Raw genomic sequence first — 19,701 nt, 5'->3', positions numbered from 1 at the left:
ATGACTCTTGTACCGTCCTCGACCCGGTTGCCTTGCGGCAACCGGGTTCTTGATTTGGCCCATACGCATGTCATGGGCATTCTTAACGTCACTCCTGATTCCTTCTCCGACGGTGGTCGCTTCAGTCAGCTCGATGCTGCCCTGCGACACGCCGAGGCGATGGTGGCTGCCGGTGCGACCCTCATTGATGTAGGTGGTGAATCGACCCGGCCTGGTGCGCGGGCGGTCTCCCCACTTGAGGAACTCGAGCGTGTGGCGCCGATCGTCGAGCGGATTCATCGCGAACTGGATGTGATTATCTCGGTCGATACCTCGACACCTGCGGTCATGCGTGAAACTGCGCGCCTTGGCGCTGGTCTGATCAACGATGTGCGTTCACTGCGTCGAGACGGAGCGCTGGATGCGGCGGCGGCCACCGGATTGCCAGTGTGTCTGATGCATATGCTCGGTGAGCCGGGAGATATGCAGGACAATCCGCATTATGATGACGTGACGAGCGAGGTCGGCGCGTTCCTTGCCGAGCGTATGGCGTCATGTGCGGCGGTCGGTATTGCGGCCGAGCGGATCATTCTTGATCCGGGTTTCGGGTTTGCGAAAAACCTGCAGCACAATTTGAGTCTGTTCAAGCATATGGAAGCCCTGCATGCCTTGGGGCGGCCTCTGTTGGTCGGGGTTTCGCGAAAGAGCATGATCGGGCAGGCATTGAATCGCCCGGTGGGAGAGCGGCTGCATGGTGGTCTGGCTCTCGCGGCGCTGGCTGTCGTCAAGGGTGCGCGCATCTTGCGCGTGCACGACGTGGCCGAAACAGTAGATGTGGTACGGATGATCACAGCAGTTGAATCAGCCGAATAAGAATGATGGAGCACTTATGACTAAGAAATATTTTGGCACCGACGGCATTCGTGGTCGGGTCGGCACCTATCCGATTACTCCTGAATTCATGCTCAAACTCGGCTGGGCTGCGGGCATGGCCTTCCGTAGTAAGGGAGCATGCAAGGTTCTGGTCGGCAAGGACACTCGAATCTCTGGTTATATGTTTGAATCGGCGCTTGAGGCCGGGCTTACCTCCGCCGGGGCTGATGTCATGCTGCTGGGGCCGATGCCGACGCCGGCTATCGCCTATTTGACGCGTACCTTCCATGCTGAAGCCGGTATTGTGATCAGTGCTTCGCACAATCCTCATGACGATAACGGCATCAAGTTCTTCTCCGGTCAGGGCACGAAACTGCCGGACGACGTTGAGCTGATGATCGAAGAGTTGCTCGATATGCCGATGACCGTGGTTGAGTCGAGCAAGATCGGCAAGGTCTCGCGAATCAACGATGCTTCTGGTCGTTACATTGAATTTTGCAAAAGCAGCGTGCCAACCGGAACCAATTTCGCCGGTCTCAAAGTAGTGATCGACTGCGCACACGGTGCTACCTATAAGGTGGCTCCGAGTGTGTTCCGAGAGCTGGGCGCGCAGGTGACGGTGCTCTCTGCACAGCCTGACGGCCTGAACATCAATCACAATTGTGGTTCGACCCATATGGGGCAATTGCAGGCAGCTGTAGTGGCCGAGCACGCCGACCTGGGTATTGCCTTCGATGGTGATGGCGACCGGGTGTTGATGGTTGATCACACTGGCGCGATTGTCGATGGTGACGAGTTGCTGTTCATCATTGCGCGCGATCTGCACGAGCGTAACAAGTTGCAGGGTGGCGTCGTTGGAACCTTGATGAGTAACCTGGGGTTGGAGCTGGCCCTGGCGGATCTGGGGATTCCTCTTGTGCGGGCCAACGTTGGTGACCGTTATGTGATCGCCGAGCTGCTTGAGCGTAACTGGCTGGTGGGGGGTGAAAACTCCGGCCACGTCGTGTGCTTCAGTCATACCACCACAGGTGATGCGATTATTGCTGCGTTGCAGGTGCTGATGGCGCTGAAGCGCCGTTCTGAAGGTCTCGCGCAATCGCGTCAGGCGCTACGCAAGTGCCCTCAGGTATTGATCAATGTGCGTTTCGGCGGTGGTGCAAACCCGGTCGAGCATGCGGCGGTCAAAGAGGCCAGCGAGCGCGTCACCAAGTCCATGGCTGGGCGTGGTCGTGTGTTGTTGCGCAAGTCCGGCACGGAGCCGCTGGTGCGGGTCATGGTCGAAGGTGAGGACGAAACTCTGGTTCGTGGTTACGCCGAAGAGCTGGCAAAACTGGTTGCTGAAGTTTCTGCCTGATTTCGGCTTGCCAGCAATGGTGTGGTTGGGTAACATCTGCGCCCACTTTGACCGACGAGGTACAGCATGCGTCGCCCTATGGTAGCTGGTAACTGGAAGATGCACGGTACCCGCGCCAGCGTCGCTGAGCTGATCAAGGGCTTGCGTAATCTGGCCTTGCCGAGCGGTGTTGATGTAGCGGTATTCCCGTCTTTCTTGCATGTCAATCAAGTGATTGATGGTCTGGAAGGAAAGTCGATCAAGGTCGGCGCGCAGAACGCTGCGGTGGAATCCAAACAAGGTGCGTTGACCGGTGAAGTTGCGCCGAGTCAGTTGGCTGATGATGGTTGCTCTCTGGTGCTCGTCGGGCATTCCGAGCGTCGCCAGATCATCGGCGAGAGTGAGGAAACGCTCATTCGCAAGTTCGCAGCGGCACAGGCATGTGGCTTGATTCCGGTGTTGTGCATAGGGGAAACCCTTGAGCAGCGTGAAGCCGGTAAAACGCTTGAGGTTGTCGGGCGTCAGCTCGGCAGCGTCATCGAAGAGCTGGGTGTTGGCGCATTTGCAAAGGCAGTAATCGCTTACGAGCCGGTCTGGGCCATTGGCACCGGGCTGACTGCTTCGCCGCAACAAGCGCAGGATGTGCACGCAGCCATTCGCGCGCAGTTGGCGGCAGAGAATTCTGAAATCGCACAAGGTGTGCGGCTTCTATACGGCGGCAGCGTGAAGGCGGCCAATGCGGTCGAACTGTTCGGCATGCCGGATATCGATGGGGGGCTCATTGGTGGAGCTTCCCTGAATGCAGATGAGTTCGGTGCGATTTGTCGCGCCGCGGGAAACTGAAAAAATGCTGGAAACAGTCGTAGTCGTTTTTCATCTGCTGGGTGCACTGGGCGTAGTTGCTCTCGTATTGCTGCAGCAGGGTAAAGGTGCGGATGCTGGCGCGTCTTTCGGAGCAGGTGCTTCAAATACTGTGTTCGGAAGCCAAGGTTCCTCTACCTTTCTTAGTAAGTTTACTGCTATACTTGCCGCAGGTTTCTTCATAACCAGCTTAGGGTTAGGTTACTTTGCTAAAGAGAAAGCTCACCAGCTGACTCAAGTAGGTTTGCCAAATCCAGCGGTGTTGGAAGTTCCAAAGCAAAAACCGGCTTCTGATGATGTCCCGGTGCTTCAAGAGCAAAAGTCGGCAACCAATGCGACTGACGTACCTCCAGCTCAAGAGCAGAAGTAAGAAGGGTTTCAAACGTAGTATTGCCGAGGTGGTGGAATTGGTAGACACGCAACCTTGAGGTGGTTGTGCCCATAGGGTGTAGGGGTTCGAGTCCCCTTCTCGGTACCAATTGTCAGGAGAGCCCGCTGTTGCGGGCTTTCTTGTAGGTGGAAGGTTACATTGACCCTGTCAGGGATCGGTCGTATACTTCCGCCCCAGCTTTGTCGCGGGGTGGAGCAGTCTGGTAGCTCGTCGGGCTCATAACCCGAAGGTCGTCGGTTCAAATCCGGCCCCCGCAACCAGTTTAAGGAGCCCCTTTTAAGGGGCTTTTTGTTAGCTGGACACTTTCAACGCCGCTGTTCGACGGCGTTTCAAGGATGGGCGTTTCGCCCATTTTTTTATTTTGCATAGCATGCACATACATGCACGAGGGGGTTCAGGTGTCGAGCAAGCTAGAAGAGTTGCAGGCCTTGTTGGCCCCGGTGGTCGTGGCCCTTGGCTATGAATGCTGGGGTATTGAGTTTTCGGCTCAAGGTCGCCACTCAATGTTGCGCGTTTATATCGATAAAGAGGGCGGTGTGCTGGTGGACGATTGTGCCATCGTCAGCCGTCAGATCAGCGGCGTGCTGGATGTTGAAGATCCGATCTCCGTTGAATACACCCTCGAAGTTTCCTCGCCTGGCATGGAACGCCCGCTGTTCACTATTGAGCAGTTTGCAAAATTTGCCGGTGAACAAGTGAAGATCAAGCTGCGCTCGCCTTTTGAAGGTCGACGTAACTTTCAGGGCCTTCTGCGCGGTGTAGAAGAACAGGATGTCGTGGTGCAGGTTGAAGACCATGAGTTTCTGTTGCCGATCGATATGATCGACAAGGCCAACATTATTCCCAGTTTTGACTGAGACGCGGATCCCGCGGATCCAATGGCTTGCGAAAGGCGAGGCGTACGATGAGCAAAGAAGTACTGCTGGTTGTTGAGTCGGTATCCAATGAAAAGGGCGTACCGGCAAACGTAATTTTTGAAGCGTTGGAGCTGGCTTTGGCCACTGCTACCAAAAAGCGTTTTGAAGACGAAGTTGATCTGCGTGTGGAAATCAATCGCCACACCGGTGCCTATGAGACTTTCCGTCGCTGGACGGTAGTTGAAGAAGCAGACCTGGACGATCCGGCTGTTGAAACCTGGCCGAGCAAGGTCCAGGAAACACATCCTGGCGCGAAGGTCGGTGATGTTGTCGAAGAAAAAATCGAGTCCATCGAATTCGGTCGCATCGCTGCGCAGACTGCCAAGCAAGTTATCGTGCAGAAAGTCCGCGAAGCCGAGCGTGCTCAAGTCGTTGATGCCTACCGCGAACGTCTGGGAGAAATCATCTCCGGCACCGTGAAGAAAGTAACCCGCGATAACGTGATCGTTGATCTGGGCAACAACGCTGAAGCGCTGCTGGCTCGTGAAGACATCATTTCTCGCGAAACTTTCCGGGTGGGTGTGCGCCTGCGTGCACTGCTCAAGGAAATCCGCACCGAGAACCGCGGCCCGCAGCTGATCCTGTCGCGTACCGCGCCGGAAATGCTGATCGAGTTGTTCCGCATTGAAGTGCCCGAAATCGCTGAAGGCCTGATCGAAGTAATGGCTGCATCCCGTGACCCGGGTTCGCGCGCCAAGATCGCGGTCCGTTCCAAAGACAAACGCATCGACCCGCAAGGTGCTTGCATTGGCATGCGCGGTTCGCGCGTCCAGGCAGTATCGGGTGAGTTGGGCGGTGAGCGTGTGGATATCGTCCTGTGGGACGACAACCCTGCGCAGTTCGTGATCAACGCCATGTCCCCGGCTGAGGTTGCGGCAATTATCGTTGACGAAGATGCCCATGCAATGGACATCGCCGTTGGCGCAGACAATCTGGCTCAGGCCATCGGTCGCGGTGGTCAGAACGTGCGTCTGGCTAGCCAGTTGACTGGCTGGACCCTGAACGTGATGACCGAATCGGACATCCAGGCTAAGCAGCAAGCAGAAACCGGCGACATCCTGCGCAACTTCATCGACGAGCTGGAAGTCGACGAAGATCTGGCCCAGGTGCTGGTTGATGAAGGCTTTACCAGCCTGGAAGAGATTGCCTACGTACCGTTGGAAGAAATGCTCAACATCGATGGCTTTGACGAAGACACCGTCAACGAGCTTCGCGCTCGGGCCAAGGATCGTTTGTTGACTAAAGCCATCGCTACTGAGGAAAAGCTGGCAGACGCCCATCCGGCCGAAGACCTGCTCTCGCTTGAGGGTATGGACAAGGATTTGGCGATGGAACTGGCGGTGCGCGGCGTAATTACCCGCGAAGACCTGGCCGAGCAGTCTATTGACGACCTGCTCGACATCGACGGCATTGACGATGATCGTGCCGGCAAGTTGATCATGGCCGCCCGAGCCCATTGGTTCGAGTAATAGGCGCGGCCTGAGGAGAGAAGTGCATGACGCAAGTCACGGTGAAACAACTGGCCGATGAGGTCAAAACACCGGTAGAGCGCCTGCTGCAGCAGATGCGTGAGGCAGGTCTGCCGCACACCGCCGCCGAGGAACATGTGACCGATAGTGAGAAGCAATCTTTGCTGACTCACTTGAAAAGCAGCCACAAGGCGAAAGTGGAAGAACCGCGCAAAATCACGTTGCAGCGTAAAACCACCAGCACCCTGCGTGTTGCTGGCAGCAAAAGCATCAGCGTTGAAGTGCGCAAGAAGAAAGTCTTCGTACAGCGCAGCCCGGAAGAAATCGAAGCCGAGCGCAAACGCGAACTGGAAGAACGTCGCGCAGTAGAAAATGCTGCACGTCAGAAGGCTGAAGAAGAAGCCAAGCGTCGCGCCGAAGAAGAAGCGCGTCGCCAGCCTGCTGCTGCGCAAACCGCTACTATCGACGCAGTCGCAGCGCCTGCTGCGGTTGCCGAGCCAGTGCGTGAAAGCGCGCCGGTCGTGGCAGCTGCTCCTGCAGCCGACACTCGCAAACGCGACGAACAGCGTCGTCCGGACAAACCACGTGCCGACGATAACAATCGTCGTGGCGCGGGCGATGGTGAGCGCAAAAACGCTCCGCATCGTGCTTCGGTCAAAGAAAAAGCGCCTGCTCCACGCGTTGCTCCACGTACTACCGACGAAGAAAGCGATGGCTTCCGTCGTGGTGGTCGCGGCAAGGCCAAGCTGAAGAAACGCAACGCCCACGGTTTCCAGAGCCCAACCGGCCCTGTCGTGCGTGAAGTGAAGATCGGCGAGACCATCACTGTTGGCGATCTCGCCCAGCAGATGTCGGTCAAGGCAGCTGAAATCATCAAGTTCATGTTCAAACTGGGTACGCCAGCGACCATCAACCAGGTACTTGATCAGGAAACTGCTCAACTGGTTGCCGAAGAGCTGGGCCACAAAGTGACCCTGGTCAGCGACACCGCCCTGGAAGACTCCCTGGCCGAGTCCCTGAAGTTTGAAGGCGAAGCGTTCTCCCGTGCACCAGTCGTGACCGTAATGGGCCACGTTGACCATGGTAAGACTTCGCTGCTCGACTATATCCGTCGTGCCAAGGTAGCTGCTGGCGAAGCCGGTGGTATCACCCAGCACATCGGTGCGTACCACGTTGAAACCGAACGCGGCATGGTCACCTTCCTCGACACCCCTGGTCACGCCGCGTTTACCGCTATGCGTGCTCGTGGTGCCAAGGCGACCGACATCGTGATCCTGGTGGTTGCAGCGGACGACGGCGTAATGCCGCAGACCATTGAAGCCGTACAGCACGCCAAGGCTGCTGGTGTTCCGCTGGTTGTTGCAGTGAACAAAATCGACAAGCCGGGCGCCGATCTCGATCGCATCCGTAGCGAACTGTCGGTTCACGGCGTGACCTCGGAAGAGTGGGGCGGCGACACTCCGTTCGTATCGGTTTCGGCGAAAGTCGGTACTGGCGTGGACGAGTTGCTCGAAGCTGTTCTGCTGCAAGCTGAAGTTCTCGAACTGAAAGCGACTCCTTCGGCTCCTGGCCGTGGTGTCGTGGTTGAATCGCGTCTCGACAAAGGTCGTGGCCCGGTTGCAACCGTTCTGGTTCAGGACGGCACCCTGCGCCAAGGCGACATGGTGCTGGTCGGTTCGAACTATGGCCGTGTTCGCGCCATGCTCGACGAGAACGGCAAGCCAATCAAGGAAGCCGGTCCTTCCATCCCTGTCGAGATTCTCGGCCTGGACGGTACCCCGGACGCTGGCGACGAAATGAGCGTGGTTGCCGACGAGAAGAAAGCCCGTGAAGTGGCTCTGTTCCGTCAAGGCAAGTTCCGCGAAGTCAAACTGGCTCGTGCTCACGCAGGCAAGCTGGAAAACATCTTCGAGAACATGGGCCAGGAAGAGAAGAAGACGCTTAACATCGTCCTCAAATCTGACGTCCGCGGTTCGTTGGAAGCGTTGAACGGCGCCTTGAACGGCCTGGGTAACGACGAAGTGCAAGTGCGTGTAGTCGGTGGCGGTGTCGGTGGTATCACCGAGAGCGACGCCAACCTGGCACTGGCCTCCAACGCTGTACTGTTCGGCTTCAACGTGCGTGCCGATGCTGGCGCTCGCAAGATCGTCGAGCAGGAAGGTCTGGATATGCGTTACTACAACGTGATCTACGACATCATCGAAGACGTCAAGAAAGCCCTGACCGGTATGCTTGGCAGCGACGTTCGGGAGAACATCCTGGGTATCGCTGAAGTCCGCGACGTGTTCCGTTCGCCGAAGTTTGGCGCGATCGCCGGTTGCATGGTTATCGAAGGTGTTGTGCACCGTAACCGTCCAATCCGTGTACTGCGTGAAGACATCGTTATCTTCGAAGGCGAGCTGGAATCCCTGCGCCGCTTCAAGGATGACGCTTCCGAAGTACGTGCCGGCATGGAATGCGGTATCGGCGTGAAGAGCTACAACGACGTCAAAGTCGGTGACAAGATCGAAGTCTTCGAGAAGGTTCAGGTTGCTCGCAGCCTCTAACTCGCGCACTTCAAGAGCCGTGATGGGCAGCCGCATGCAAATGCACAGCGCATCACCCGGACTCTAAACGCAACGCCCGGTCTGGCTTCTGTCAGGCCGGGCGTTTGCCGCTTTCAGACCACACGGGTTTCACCGTGAGGCAGTAACAGGTAACAAGACATGGCAAAAGAATACAGCCGTACCCAACGTATCGGCGATCAGATGCAGCGTGAGCTGGCACAGCTGATCCGTCGTGAAGTCAAAGACCCGCGCGTCGGCCTGGTCACCATTACCGCTGTTGAAGTCAGCCGTGACGTCGGTCACGCCAAGATCTTCATCACAGTGATGGGCCAGGACAGCGCCGAAGATATCGCCCAAAGCATCAAGGTGCTGAACTCGGCCGCCGGTTTCCTGCGCATGCAGTTGGCTCGCGAGATGAAGCTGCGCAGCGTTCCACAGCTGCACTTCCACTACGACGAAAGCGTCGTGCGTGGCGCTCATCTGTCGGCGTTGATCGAGCGTGCCGTGGCTGAAGACAATCAGCACCCGGTCGTGGCAGAAACCGAAGACACCAAGGAGTAATCGGTGGCTCAGGTCAAACGTATCCGTCGTAACGTCAGTGGCATCATCCTGCTCGACAAGCCGTTGGGGTTCACCTCCAACGCTGCCCTGCAGAAGGTCCGTTGGCTGCTGAACGCCGAGAAAGCCGGGCACACCGGTAGTCTTGATCCGTTGGCCACCGGCGTGTTGCCGCTGTGTTTCGGTGAGGCGACCAAGTTCTCGCAATACCTGCTCGACTCCGACAAGGGTTATGAAACCCTGGCGCAATTGGGCAAGACCACCACCACGGCAGATGCCGAAGGTGAAGTTTTGCAGGAGCGCCCGGTGACCGTTGGTCGCGCCGATATCGAAGCGGTTTTGCCGAAATTTCGTGGGCAAATCAGTCAGATACCGCCGATGTACTCAGCGCTCAAGCGTGACGGTCAGCCGTTGTACAAGCTGGCTCGTGCAGGTGAAGTGGTGGAGCGCGAACCGCGTTCTGTTACTATTGCGCGCTTGGATTTGCTGGCCTTTGAAGGTGATACTGCGCGCTTCGCCGTAGATTGCAGCAAAGGCACCTATATCCGGACCCTCGTGGAGGACATTGGTGAAGAGCTCGGTTGTGGCGCTTACGTTGCGCAGCTGCGACGTACCCAGGCCGGCCCGTTCAGTCTGGCCCAGACGGTCACGCTGGAAGAGTTGGAAGCAGTACATGCCGAAGGCGGCAACGAAGCGGTTGATCGCTTCCTGATGCCATCGGACAGCGGCTTGCTGGATTGGCCACTGTTGCAGTTCTCGGAGCACAGCTCGTTCTACTGGCTCAACGGCCAGCCGGTACGCGCCCCGGATGCACCGAAGTTCGGCATGGTACGAGTACAGGATCACAATGGTCGCTTCATCGGTATCGGTGAAGTGAGCGAAGACGGGCGCATCGCGCCGCGTCGACTGATTCGGTCAGAATGACCGAAACCAGCCCGCGTAACAGCGAGCTGGCGAGGGTGGCTGTTAACAGGCACGGTCACTACTCATTTTTAGATACAGGGATTTGTCCCTGGCCTGTTGAAGCTGTTTCTCTGAAACAGTTTCCTGATAAAAGGATTGCCTCATGGCTCTCGACGTTCAAGAAAAAGCTCAAATCGTAGCTGACTACCAGCAAGCTGTTGGTGACACTGGTTCGCCAGAAGTGCAAGTTGCACTGCTGACCCACAACATCAACAAGCTGCAAGGTCACTTCAAGGCCAACGGTAAAGATCACCACTCCCGTCGTGGTCTGATCCGCATGGTAAACCAGCGCCGTAAGCTGCTGGACTACCTGAAAGGCAAGGATCTGGGCCGTTACCAGGCTCTGATCGGTCGCCTGGGTCTGCGTCGCTAATCAGCGATTGCGCTAGAGGTTGGTTGTCTGTCGTGTGTCAGTGGGATTCCCGCTGGCTCATGGCAGGCTCCCAGCCTCAAGTTTTATCTGGATACACGTTTTATCCCTGGACAAGGGTTGGGCCGATTCCCGACATTGCCCAAGAATTTCGCAAGAAACCAGTTCCCCCAAGAGCCACAAAGAAGGTAGGACACCGTGAACCCGGTAATCAAAAAATTCCAGTTCGGTCAGTCGACCGTTACCCTCGAGACTGGCCGTATCGCCCGTCAGGCCTCCGGCGCAGTATTGGTCACCGTTGACGACGACGTCAGCGTATTGGTGACCGTAGTCGGTGCCAAACAAGCCGATCCAGGCAAGGGTTTCTTCCCTCTGTCTGTTCACTACCAGGAAAAAACTTACGCTGCCGGTAAGATCCCTGGCGGTTTCTTCAAGCGCGAAGGCCGTCCTTCCGAGAAAGAAACCCTGACTTCCCGACTGATCGACCGTCCGATCCGTCCGCTGTTCCCGGAAGGCTTCATGAACGAAGTGCAGGTTGTCTGCACCGTCGTTTCCACCAGCAAGAAGACCGATCCGGACATCGCTGCGATGATCGGTACCTCGGCTGCACTGGCTATCTCCGGCATTCCTTTCGATGGCCCGATCGGCGCTGCCCGCGTTGCATTCCACGAAAGCACCGGTTACCTGCTGAACCCGACTTACGAACAACTGAAAGCATCGAGCCTGGACATGGTCGTTGCCGGTACTTCGGAAGCGGTATTGATGGTTGAATCGGAAGCCAAAGAGCTGACCGAAGACCAGATGTTGGGCGCGGTACTGTTTGCTCACGACGAGTTCCAGGTTGTGATCAACGCCGTCAAAGAACTGGCTGCCGAAGCTGCCAAGCCAACCTGGACCTGGGCTCCACAGCCTGAAGCCACCGCACTGCTGGGCGCTATCCGTGCCGAGTTCGGCGAAGCAATCTCCCAGGCTTACACCATCACCATCAAGGCCGACCGTTATGCGCGTCTGGGCGAGTTGCGTGACCAGGTTGTTGCCAAGCTGTCGGGCGAAGAAGGCCAGCCGACTTCCAGCGAAGTCAAAGCTGCTTTCGGTGAAATCGAATACCGCACCGTTCGCGAAAACATCGTAAACGGCAAGCCACGTATCGACGGCCGCGACACCCGCACTGTACGTCCGCTGAACATCGAAGTTGGCGTTCTGCCGAAGACCCACGGTTCGGCACTGTTCACCCGTGGCGAAACCCAGGCTCTGGTAGTCGCGACGCTGGGCACCGCCCGTGACGCTCAACTGCTGGACACCCTGGAAGGCGAGAAAAAAGACCCGTTCATGCTGCACTACAACTTCCCTCCGTTCTCGGTGGGCGAGTGTGGTCGCATGGGTGGCGCTGGTCGTCGCGAAATCGGTCACGGCCGTCTGGCCCGTCGTTCGGTTCAGGCCATGCTGCCTGCTGCTGACGTGTTCCCGTACACCATCCGCGTTGTATCGGAAATCACCGAGTCCAACGGTTCCAGCTCCATGGCTTCGGTCTGCGGTGCTTCCCTGGCACTGATGGACGCTGGTGTGCCGATGAAGGCGCCGGTTGCCGGTATCGCGATGGGTCTGGTTAAAGAAGGCGAGAAGTTCGCCGTCCTGACCGACATCCTGGGTGACGAAGACCACCTGGGCGACATGGACTTCAAAGTAGCCGGTACCGCCAAAGGTGTTACCGCGCTGCAGATGGACATCAAGATCAAAGGCATCACCGAAGAAATCATGGAAATCGCTCTGGGCCAAGCCCTGGAAGCGCGCCTGAATATCCTCGGTCAGATGAACCAGATCATTGGCCAGTCGCGTACCGAGCTGTCGGAAAACGCTCCGACCATGATCGCGATGAAAATCGACACCGACAAAATCCGTGATGTCATCGGTAAAGGCGGCGCGACCATTCGTGCGATCTGTGAAGAGACCAAGGCTTCGATCGACATCGAAGACGACGGCTCGATCAAGATCTTCGGCGAAACCAAGGAAGCGGCAGAGGCGGCTCGTCAGCGCGTTCTGGGTATCACCGCTGAAGCCGAGATCGGCAAGATCTACGTCGGTAAGGTTGAGCGCATCGTCGACTTCGGCGCATTCGTCAACATCCTGCCGGGCAAGGACGGTCTGGTTCACATCTCCATGCTGAGCGACGCTCGCGTTGAGAAAGTGACCGACATCCTGAAAGAAGGCCAGGAAGTGGAAGTACTGGTACTGGACGTGGACAACCGCGGCCGTATCAAGCTGTCCATCAAAGACGTAGCAGCTGCCAAGGCTTCGGGCGTTTAATTACCCCGCAGCTTAAGCACTGAACAAGCAAGCGCCCCGACTGGTTCGGGGCGTTTTGCTGTGTGCAGGAAATTGAGAGACCTACCAGATTGCCTGCCCCCAAAGTCAGTGCTAGGTTTAGACCAACGCCCGTGTAGCTCAGCCGGTAGAGCAGCGCACTCGTAACGCGAAGGTCGCAGGTTCGATTCCTGTCTCGGGCACCAATAAAATCAAGTAAATGTGTGGGGCGTGCGTCCGTCATCTTTACGCGACGCATTGACGCTTAGTCCCGGTAGCCCCCTCCCTCCAAAAAAAGCATTTAGCTGGTTTTTCTTGCGCCTGTCGGAAATCAGGACGTTATGGCGTGCGTGCGCTATGATCATTTAAACTATACCCCCCTATAGTATATTTCAGTCTCAAGGAGCGATCGTGAGTCACACCATCCAGGACAAGAAAAAGCTATTGAATCGTGTCAGTCGTATTCGTGGGCAGCTCGAAGCGATCGAGCGTGCACTGCACGAAGAGCGTGATTGCATTGAGGTACTCCAGCAAATCACCAGTTGCCGGGGCGCCATGAATGGACTCTTGACGGTGGTGTTGGAGGACCATATCCGCACGCATTTGGTTGATGCGGATTTTGCTGATGGCAAGGAGCCGAATGATGCCAAAGAGCAACTGATCGAAATCATCCACAGTTATTTCAAGTGAACCCGATATGAATAACTTGTATGAAGCACCGTTCAATGTCGGTCATGACCACGTTTTTCTAGGCGTGGGCCATGAAAAGAATGAGCGCAAGACGTGGTCAGTGATTGCGCTGTGCACGGCCATGATGTTGGCCGAGATCATCGGCGGGAACCTGTACGGCTCACTGGCACTGGTTGCGGACGGCTTGCATATGTCCACACACGCCGGTGCCATGTTGATCGCCGCGATGGCCTACACCTATGCGCGCAAGCACGCCAATGATCGGCGGTTCGTGTTTGGTACTGGCAAGCTGGGTGATCTGGCGGGCTTCACCAGCGCCATCATTCTCGCGATGATCGCCTTACTGATTGGCTACGAAGCTGTTTCCCGCTTCCTGTCCCCGGTGCCCATCCATTTCAGCGAAGCCATTCCAATTGCTATCGTCGGCTTGGCCGTGAATATTGCCAGTGCCTGGCTGCTGAGCGGTGCAGATCATGGGCATGACCACGGGCACAGCCATGGACACAGTCATGGGCATGCCGAAGGCGATGAACATGACGATCATCATGAAGAGATGCAGCGTGTTGTCACTTCTGAGGGCGTGTTCGAACTGTCGATCTTCGAAGAGGGTGTTCCGCCAGTGTTTCGCCTTTCCCGCGAAGGCTCAGGTCCCTTGCTCTCGCCAAGCGATGTCACTGTTACGACGATACGCCAGGACGGTTCGCGGCAAGTATTCAGCTTTATGCAGAAAGCCGGCTTTCTGGAATCTACCAGCGACATTCCGGAGCCGCATGGCTTCAAAGTAGCCGTTGCCCTGCCATCTGGTGAACGGACCGTCGAGTTCACTGAGCATGCACACGACGACCATGGCGTGGATAGCAGCGATCACAATATGCGAGCGGCTTACATTCATGTGATTGCCGACGCGGCCGTGTCAGTGATGGCCATCATCGGCCTGCTATTGGCCCAGGCATTTGGCTGGCTGTGGATGGACCCGCTGGCGGGTATCGTAGGGGCGCTCGTGATCGCCAACTGGTCCTACGGTCTGATACGCCAGACCGGTGCGATCCTGGTGGACGCCAGTGCAGACACTCGGATTGAAGGCAAGATCAGGAAGGTCATCGACGAGGCCGGTGACAAGCTGGCGGATTTGCATGTTTGGCGGCTCGGCCCCGGGCATCTCGGAGCGTTGGTTTCGGTCGTCTCACGCGAGTCGAATCGCACCTCGCAGTTTTACCACCAGCATCTCGCCCAATTCAAAGGGTTGTCCCATCTCACGGTGGAAGTGCGCCCAGAAGCAGAGGTCTGAGCAATGGCCCTCAAATCGCCTTGCACCGAAGTCTGTAAGTTCGATGGCAAGACCACTCTTTGCGTAGGCTGCTTGCGCACCCTGGAGGAAATTCGCGGCTGGAAAAAAATGACGGATCATCGCCGCCATCAAATAATCAACGAGCGTTCAAAGCGGTTAGCGAAATTGCAACGAGAAGCGATTTCCCGAAAGGGTCAGGCTGAGTTGTGTTGACTTCCCTAACGGGCCACGCTTAAAATTCACATCTTGTTACAACTGAGATCGTATTACTTTGGACAGTCATTGTAGTCACTCGGAGAAATTCTCCGTACAAGCTTGGCACGACCTCAGCTAGATTCCCTTAGCCAACGTCCTGCCAAGTGCAAGACGTTGCGCGCATCAGTTTCAAACTCCTTCGCGTAACTAAAACATCAAACCTGAGCGGACAGATTTTTCTGTGCGCTGCCTGATTCGTGCGTGCGTCTGACGTTCGCTGCGATCGGAGGTTTGTGCACCCATCGTTTGCCTGCAGGTGTGCAGAAACGGTTGTTTTAACGTGAGCGTACCGCCAGGTACGCAAAGGAGGGCGTCATGCCACCTGACAACAATCAACGTCCGGCTCAATATCTGAAGCTGTGCCGCCACGAAAAACATGACGGAGAGACCTCTTATGGACCCCTGTAGTAGTAGTCCGGTCACTCTGATTGAAATGGCGGCGTCTAGCGGGTAGCAGTACAACCATCACTGGCTGATCTCCCCCCGTACTTCCCCCGCATTTCTCTCCGCGTGACCTCTTCACGACCCTGACCACCTTTGGTCGACGGTTTAGTGCCCGTTTTATTCGCGCCCTCGGCGCCAGGATGTCTGATTTCCCCCTCCGATGCCGGCTATAGGCTCTGGTTTGGATAGGGGAAGCGCATACACGCCTGCCCGATGTGAATCGAAAGCGGCATCCAGCGTTACGCTTTTGGAGAGATTTCGTTATGTCCAACTTGAAGATTGAAACAGCTGTTCTTGACAGCGCCCACGTCGGAGACATCCGCGGAGCATTCGGCACCATCCGTCATGACGACATTGCACCTCGCAATGGCTGGTGGCAGCGCTTCAAAACGTTGCTGGCCATCCTGGGCCCGGGACTGATCGTGATGGTCGGCGATAACGACGCCGGCGCATTCAGCACCTATGGTCAGGCTGGCCAGAACTACGGGACCATGCTGCTGTGGACCATGGCACTGTTGATCCCGGTGCTGTACGTCAATCAGGAAATGGTGCTGCGTCTGGGTGCCGTGACGGGTGTCGGTCACGCCCGACTGATCTTTGAACGCTTCGGCAAGTTCTGGGGTGCGTTCAGTGCGATCGACCTGTTCATCCTCAACGCGCTGACCATTGTCACCGAGTTCATCGGCATCAGCCTCGGGATGGACTTCCTCGGTGTGCCCAAGGTGGCCGGTGTGTGTGTGGCAGCGGTGTTCATCATGCTCGCAGCCTGCACCGGCGACTTCCGGCGCTTCGAACGCTTCGCGTTGATCCTGGTGATTGGCAGCCTGCTCCTGGTCCCGATCTTCGTGATGATCCATCCACCGATGGCGCAAGTCGCTCACGACTTTTTCATCCCGCAACTGCCGACTGACGGCAAGTTGTCAGAGGTATTGCTGCTGATCATCGGCATCGTGGGCACCACCGTGGCGCCATGGCAGCTGTTCTTCCAGCAAAGCTACGTGATCGACAAGCGCATCACCCCGCGCTTCATCAAGTACGAACGCGCCGATCTATGGCTGGGCATTGCAATGGTGGTGATTGGTGCAGTGGCAATGATCGCTTTCACCGCGCAGGTTTTTGTCGGTCACCCAGAGTTTGGCCAGTTCACCGATGCCGGCGCCATCGCCACAGGCATCGCCAAATACCACGGGCGTCTCCCAGGCGTGCTGTTTGCAATCGCATTGATCGATGCCAGCATCATCGGCGCAATGGCGGTCTCGCTGTCGACCGCCTATGCGCTGGGCGATGTACTGAAACTGAAACACTCGCTGCACCGTAAACCAAGCGATGCCAAGGGCTTTTACGTGATGTACTGCGGCCTGATTGCACTGGCCGCAGCGCTGGTGTTGATTCCGGGTGTGCCGCTCGGCCTGCTGACCAACGCGGTACAGACGCTGGCGGGTGTACTGCTGCCAAGCGCCACTGTGTTCCTGTTGCTGCTGTGCAATGACAAGGAAGTGCTGGGCCCATGGGCAAACAAGCGCTTCACCAACGTCATTACTGCGGTCATTGTCGCGGTGCTCGTACTGTTGTCGGTCATCTTGACGGCTTCGGTGGCCTTCCCGGATATGTCCGGTGAAACCATCACCAACATCCTCATCGGTGGCGGCCTGGTGGGACTCGTCGTCGCCATTGCGGTGAATGTGCTGCACGCCCGCAAAGAAATCGACAACGGGATGCTGCCTGAGAACACCGTGACCTTCACCCAGCAAATGATGTACTCGTGGCGGATGCCGCCACTGGCACAGCTCAAGCCAATGGTGCTGTCGCAACGCAATCGCATCTGGATGGGCGTGCTGCGCGGCTATCTGGTGGTGGCAATGATCATGGTGATTTACAAGGTCATCCAGCTGGCGCTCGCTTAAATATAAGCGTCGGAACAGTCATCTACCTGATCCCGTAAAGCCAGGACATAGTGTCCACCGACATCTGGACACTATGTCTGACCCTGGCATGAGCGTTACTTCACCTTTCTGCTCAAGTCCTCGACGCTGCGCTTCAGATTCGTCAGTTCACTATTCTGATTGTCTACATCGCGCTTGAGGCTGGACAGTTCGCTGGAGCTCGAACTGGAGCTGGATCCTGTGTTGCGCTTGAGCTCTTCCACCTGCTTGCCGAGGTTGTTCAGCTCACGCGCCTGTTCGCTGAGTGTGCGTTTGAGGTCGGACGCTTCGCTGGAGTTCGAGCTGGAACTTGCGCCGTTGTTGCGCTTGAGTTCTTCCACTTGCTTGCCGAGGCTGCTCAGGTCACGTTCCTGTTCGCCGAGTGTTTTCTTGAGACTGGACAGTTCGCTGGTGCTCGAGTTGGAGCTTGCGCCATTGTTGCGCTTGAGTTCGTCGATGAGGTGCGCCTGCTCGCTGACGGTTTTCTTCAGGTTCTCCATTTCAGCCGTATTGGCCTTCACGATCTTCTGCAGGTTTACCAGGTCATCAATGCTGAGATCGGTTTTGACCAGCATGTCTTTGCCGTTAAAGCTGTGGATGGCGGTGACCTTATCGGAATACGAAGGCGAGTCGGAGCTGAGCTCAATACTGGCCTGAGCAGTGCTCGGTAATGCAACGTTACCGAGCAGCAGTGCGGCCATGCCGGTTGCGAGAAGGGTAGACGGGAGCTTTGAGCGGCTGAACATCACTTGGATTCCTTGTGAAGTGCCGAGATGGCACATCGCTATGACTTTGTCCGCCGAAAGAGGTTCCTGGGAGGGGGCGTATAATTCTGGTGTGCAATGCCATGGGCACAGTGGAGGTTGTTTCACTGCTATGGTCAGGGTCGGGTTTTTATAGTTTTGATGTAACGATCCCTATAAATCACTGACTAAAGGTCCTATATTCAGAGCCTGTCTACGCACCGGAAAGCTGTTTTCAGATGATCCCGAATGGTTCTGAAGGCCAGATAAACCAGATTGCACGCGGTTTTTTCTGCGTCAGAGAGATCCTTGATGATCCAGATCCATCTTCCATTCCCAGATCAGAGAGAACGAAATGACCATTAAAGAACTGACACAAGAAGCCCGGCACGAAGAAGCCCTCAAGAAGTACATGCTTGATGCGCCAGAATTGATGGAAGAGATCAAGAACCTGAGCGCTGACGATCAAAAAGATCAGATTCAGTGGGCGTTCGAGGACGAGGCAGAAGCACAGGGTTTGCAGCCCTGGGAGCTGACGCTCAAGTACACCTCGACGCCGCAAGAGTACGAAGCGACGCGCCTTGCATTGCACAAGGAAGCCGCCGAAGTGCTGGGCGTCGAGTGGGAAGAATACTGCGAGATGAACAATCTGGTGGTTTGAATGCAACGCCAGCCTCATTGAGGCTGGCGTTTGTTTTGCTCAGAGACTCAGTCGCATCGACAAGTCCACAGCCTTCACATCCTTGGTCATCGCGCCAATCGAGATGTAATCCACACCCGTCTCGGCGATTGGCCGCAGGGTGCTTTCGTTGACGCCGCCGCTGGCCTCGAGCTTCGCCTTGCCGGCATTCAGCCGCACGGCTTCGCGCATGTCGTCAAGACTCAGCTCATCGAGCATGATGATATCGGCACCGGCGGCCAGGGCCTCCTTGAGCTCCGCCAGACTCTCCACTTCAACCTCCACCGGTTTGCCCGGTGCGATCTTGTGCGCGGCGGCGATGGCTTGAGGGATACCACCGCAGGCAGCGATATGGTTTTCCTTGATCAGAAAGGCGTCGTACAGGCCGATGCGGTGGTTGTGGCAACTGCCGCAGGTCACGGCGTACTTTTGCGCCAATCGCAGCCCAGGTAAGGTTTTGCGGGTATCCAGCAGTTTCACTTGAGTATCGGCGACGAAGTCGGCCAGGTACTGCGCGCGAGTGGCGACACCGGAAAGCAGTTGCAGGAAGTTCAGTGCGCAACGCTCGCCTGTCAGCAGTGAGCGGGCCGGGCCTTCGAGATGAAACAGCGCCTGATTGGGGCTCACGCGTTCACCGTCGCGTACTTGCCAGTGCACCGCGACCCGTGGGTCCAGTTGCCGAAAAACGGCATCGACCCAGGCGGTGCCGCTGATAACGGCTGCATCACGGGTAATGATGGTGGCCTTGGCCAGGCGTTCGGCCGGGATCAGTTGTGCGGTGATGTCGCCGCTGCCGATGTCTTCAAGCAACGCACGGCGCACGTTGGCTTCGATTTCGGCGGTCAAATCGGCGAGGCGTAGATTCGGCATAACGGGCTCCACAAACAAAGTGGCCCGATTATAGGGCCATGGCGCAAGCGAACCCAAGGCACCCAATACATTCACCGGGCTCCGAAGCCTGCATTTGGTCGACTCGCCAGTATTTTCCATTCTCTGTGATTGAGATCTATTTCAGGGTGGGTGCAGAGTCTGCTGGCACTCGGGAGGGCTTTTGCCAGATAATCCGCCTTGTGTTTGACGCCATAGCTTTGACGTCCCTTTGGCTTCCCGATACTTGAA

At 56.7% G+C, this 19,701-nt stretch carries 18 protein-coding genes and 3 tRNA genes; 19 read left to right on the top strand and 2 right to left on the bottom strand.

What is annotated here, in order from left to right; all coding sequences use genetic code 11:
• The 18 genes from folP to NTD87_RS03465 all read left to right on the top strand — a co-directional run bounded on the left by folP (position 1) and on the right by NTD87_RS03465 (position 17,142).
• Positions 1-852, top strand: a complete 852-nt coding sequence (gene folP / locus NTD87_RS03545) for a dihydropteroate synthase (protein WP_262111927.1) — start codon at positions 1-3, stop codon at positions 850-852.
• Between the two features lie 16 nt (positions 853-868).
• The gene (glmM, locus tag NTD87_RS03540; protein WP_262111926.1) at positions 869-2,206 is read left to right on the top strand and encodes a phosphoglucosamine mutase; all 1,338 of its coding nucleotides are present in this window, start codon (positions 869-871) and stop codon (positions 2,204-2,206) included.
• 66 nt (positions 2,207-2,272) lie between these two features.
• Positions 2,273-3,028, top strand: coding sequence for a triose-phosphate isomerase (gene tpiA / locus NTD87_RS03535; protein WP_262111925.1), 756 nt, complete (start codon positions 2,273-2,275; stop codon positions 3,026-3,028).
• Between the two features lie 4 nt (positions 3,029-3,032).
• Positions 3,033-3,416, top strand: a complete 384-nt coding sequence (gene secG / locus NTD87_RS03530) for a preprotein translocase subunit SecG (protein WP_054594060.1) — start codon at positions 3,033-3,035, stop codon at positions 3,414-3,416.
• A gap of 22 nt (positions 3,417-3,438) precedes the next feature.
• Positions 3,439-3,524 (top strand) — tRNA-Leu (locus NTD87_RS03525).
• A 96-nt stretch (positions 3,525-3,620) separates the two neighbouring features.
• Positions 3,621-3,697: transfer RNA gene (locus tag NTD87_RS03520), tRNA-Met, on the top strand.
• Positions 3,698-3,835: 138 nt separating this feature from the next.
• Positions 3,836-4,294 (top strand): ribosome maturation factor RimP, encoded by a 459-nt coding sequence (gene rimP, locus NTD87_RS03515; RefSeq protein ID WP_038843818.1) that lies wholly within the window; start codon positions 3,836-3,838, stop codon positions 4,292-4,294.
• 47 nt (positions 4,295-4,341) lie between these two features.
• On the top strand, positions 4,342-5,823 hold the full coding sequence (gene nusA, locus NTD87_RS03510) for a transcription termination factor NusA (protein WP_019691793.1): 1,482 nt from the start codon (positions 4,342-4,344) through the stop codon (positions 5,821-5,823).
• A 26-nt stretch (positions 5,824-5,849) separates the two neighbouring features.
• Positions 5,850-8,369, top strand: coding sequence for a translation initiation factor IF-2 (gene infB, locus NTD87_RS03505; RefSeq protein WP_262111924.1), 2,520 nt, complete (start codon positions 5,850-5,852; stop codon positions 8,367-8,369).
• A 159-nt stretch (positions 8,370-8,528) separates the two neighbouring features.
• Positions 8,529-8,930 carry a 30S ribosome-binding factor RbfA gene (gene rbfA, locus NTD87_RS03500; protein ID WP_262111922.1) on the top strand — a complete coding sequence of 134 codons (402 nt, stop codon included), beginning with the start codon at positions 8,529-8,531 and terminating at the stop codon, positions 8,928-8,930.
• Between the two features lie 3 nt (positions 8,931-8,933).
• A complete protein-coding gene (gene truB / locus NTD87_RS03495) occupies positions 8,934-9,851 on the top strand; it encodes a tRNA pseudouridine(55) synthase TruB (protein ID WP_262111921.1) in 918 nt (305 codons plus the stop codon).
• A 142-nt stretch (positions 9,852-9,993) separates the two neighbouring features.
• Positions 9,994-10,263, top strand: a complete 270-nt coding sequence (gene rpsO, locus NTD87_RS03490; protein ID WP_003176135.1) for a 30S ribosomal protein S15 — start codon at positions 9,994-9,996, stop codon at positions 10,261-10,263.
• Between the two features lie 195 nt (positions 10,264-10,458).
• Positions 10,459-12,564: a polyribonucleotide nucleotidyltransferase gene (pnp, locus tag NTD87_RS03485; RefSeq protein ID WP_262111919.1), complete on the top strand. Its 2,106-nt coding sequence runs from the start codon at positions 10,459-10,461 to the stop codon at positions 12,562-12,564.
• 127 nt (positions 12,565-12,691) lie between these two features.
• A tRNA-Thr gene (locus tag NTD87_RS03480) sits at positions 12,692-12,767 on the top strand.
• A 205-nt stretch (positions 12,768-12,972) separates the two neighbouring features.
• Positions 12,973-13,251 (top strand): metal/formaldehyde-sensitive transcriptional repressor, encoded by a 279-nt coding sequence (locus NTD87_RS03475; RefSeq protein ID WP_262111917.1) that lies wholly within the window; start codon positions 12,973-12,975, stop codon positions 13,249-13,251.
• A gap of 7 nt (positions 13,252-13,258) precedes the next feature.
• Positions 13,259-14,539 carry a CDF family Co(II)/Ni(II) efflux transporter DmeF gene (gene dmeF, locus NTD87_RS03470; RefSeq protein ID WP_262111915.1) on the top strand — a complete coding sequence of 427 codons (1,281 nt, stop codon included), beginning with the start codon at positions 13,259-13,261 and terminating at the stop codon, positions 14,537-14,539.
• A 3-nt stretch (positions 14,540-14,542) separates the two neighbouring features.
• On the top strand, positions 14,543-14,752 hold the full coding sequence (locus tag NTD87_RS27960) for a DUF1289 domain-containing protein (RefSeq protein ID WP_410017456.1): 210 nt from the start codon (positions 14,543-14,545) through the stop codon (positions 14,750-14,752).
• A 749-nt stretch (positions 14,753-15,501) separates the two neighbouring features.
• Positions 15,502-17,142, top strand: coding sequence for an Nramp family divalent metal transporter (locus NTD87_RS03465; RefSeq protein ID WP_262111913.1), 1,641 nt, complete (start codon positions 15,502-15,504; stop codon positions 17,140-17,142).
• 95 nt (positions 17,143-17,237) lie between these two features.
• Here NTD87_RS03465 and NTD87_RS03460 read toward each other — a convergent pair whose 3' ends face one another.
• Positions 17,238-17,906: a hypothetical protein gene (locus tag NTD87_RS03460; protein WP_262111911.1), complete on the bottom strand. Its 669-nt coding sequence runs from the start codon at positions 17,904-17,906 to the stop codon at positions 17,238-17,240.
• A gap of 352 nt (positions 17,907-18,258) precedes the next feature.
• Between NTD87_RS03460 and NTD87_RS03455 the strand changes: the two genes are divergently transcribed.
• Positions 18,259-18,564: a DUF6388 family protein gene (locus NTD87_RS03455; RefSeq protein ID WP_262111909.1), complete on the top strand. Its 306-nt coding sequence runs from the start codon at positions 18,259-18,261 to the stop codon at positions 18,562-18,564.
• Between the two features lie 39 nt (positions 18,565-18,603).
• On the opposite strand, the gene nadC is transcribed toward NTD87_RS03455, so the two are convergent.
• Positions 18,604-19,452 carry a carboxylating nicotinate-nucleotide diphosphorylase gene (gene nadC, locus NTD87_RS03450; protein ID WP_262111906.1) on the bottom strand — a complete coding sequence of 283 codons (849 nt, stop codon included), beginning with the start codon at positions 19,450-19,452 and terminating at the stop codon, positions 18,604-18,606.
• Positions 19,453-19,701 lie beyond the last annotated feature (249 nt).

The sequence above is a fragment of the Pseudomonas sp. 6D_7.1_Bac1 genome, from assembly GCF_025465945.1.
GTDB lineage: Bacteria > Pseudomonadota > Gammaproteobacteria > Pseudomonadales > Pseudomonadaceae > Aquipseudomonas.
This window is presented reverse-complemented; position numbering and strand designations above follow the sequence as displayed.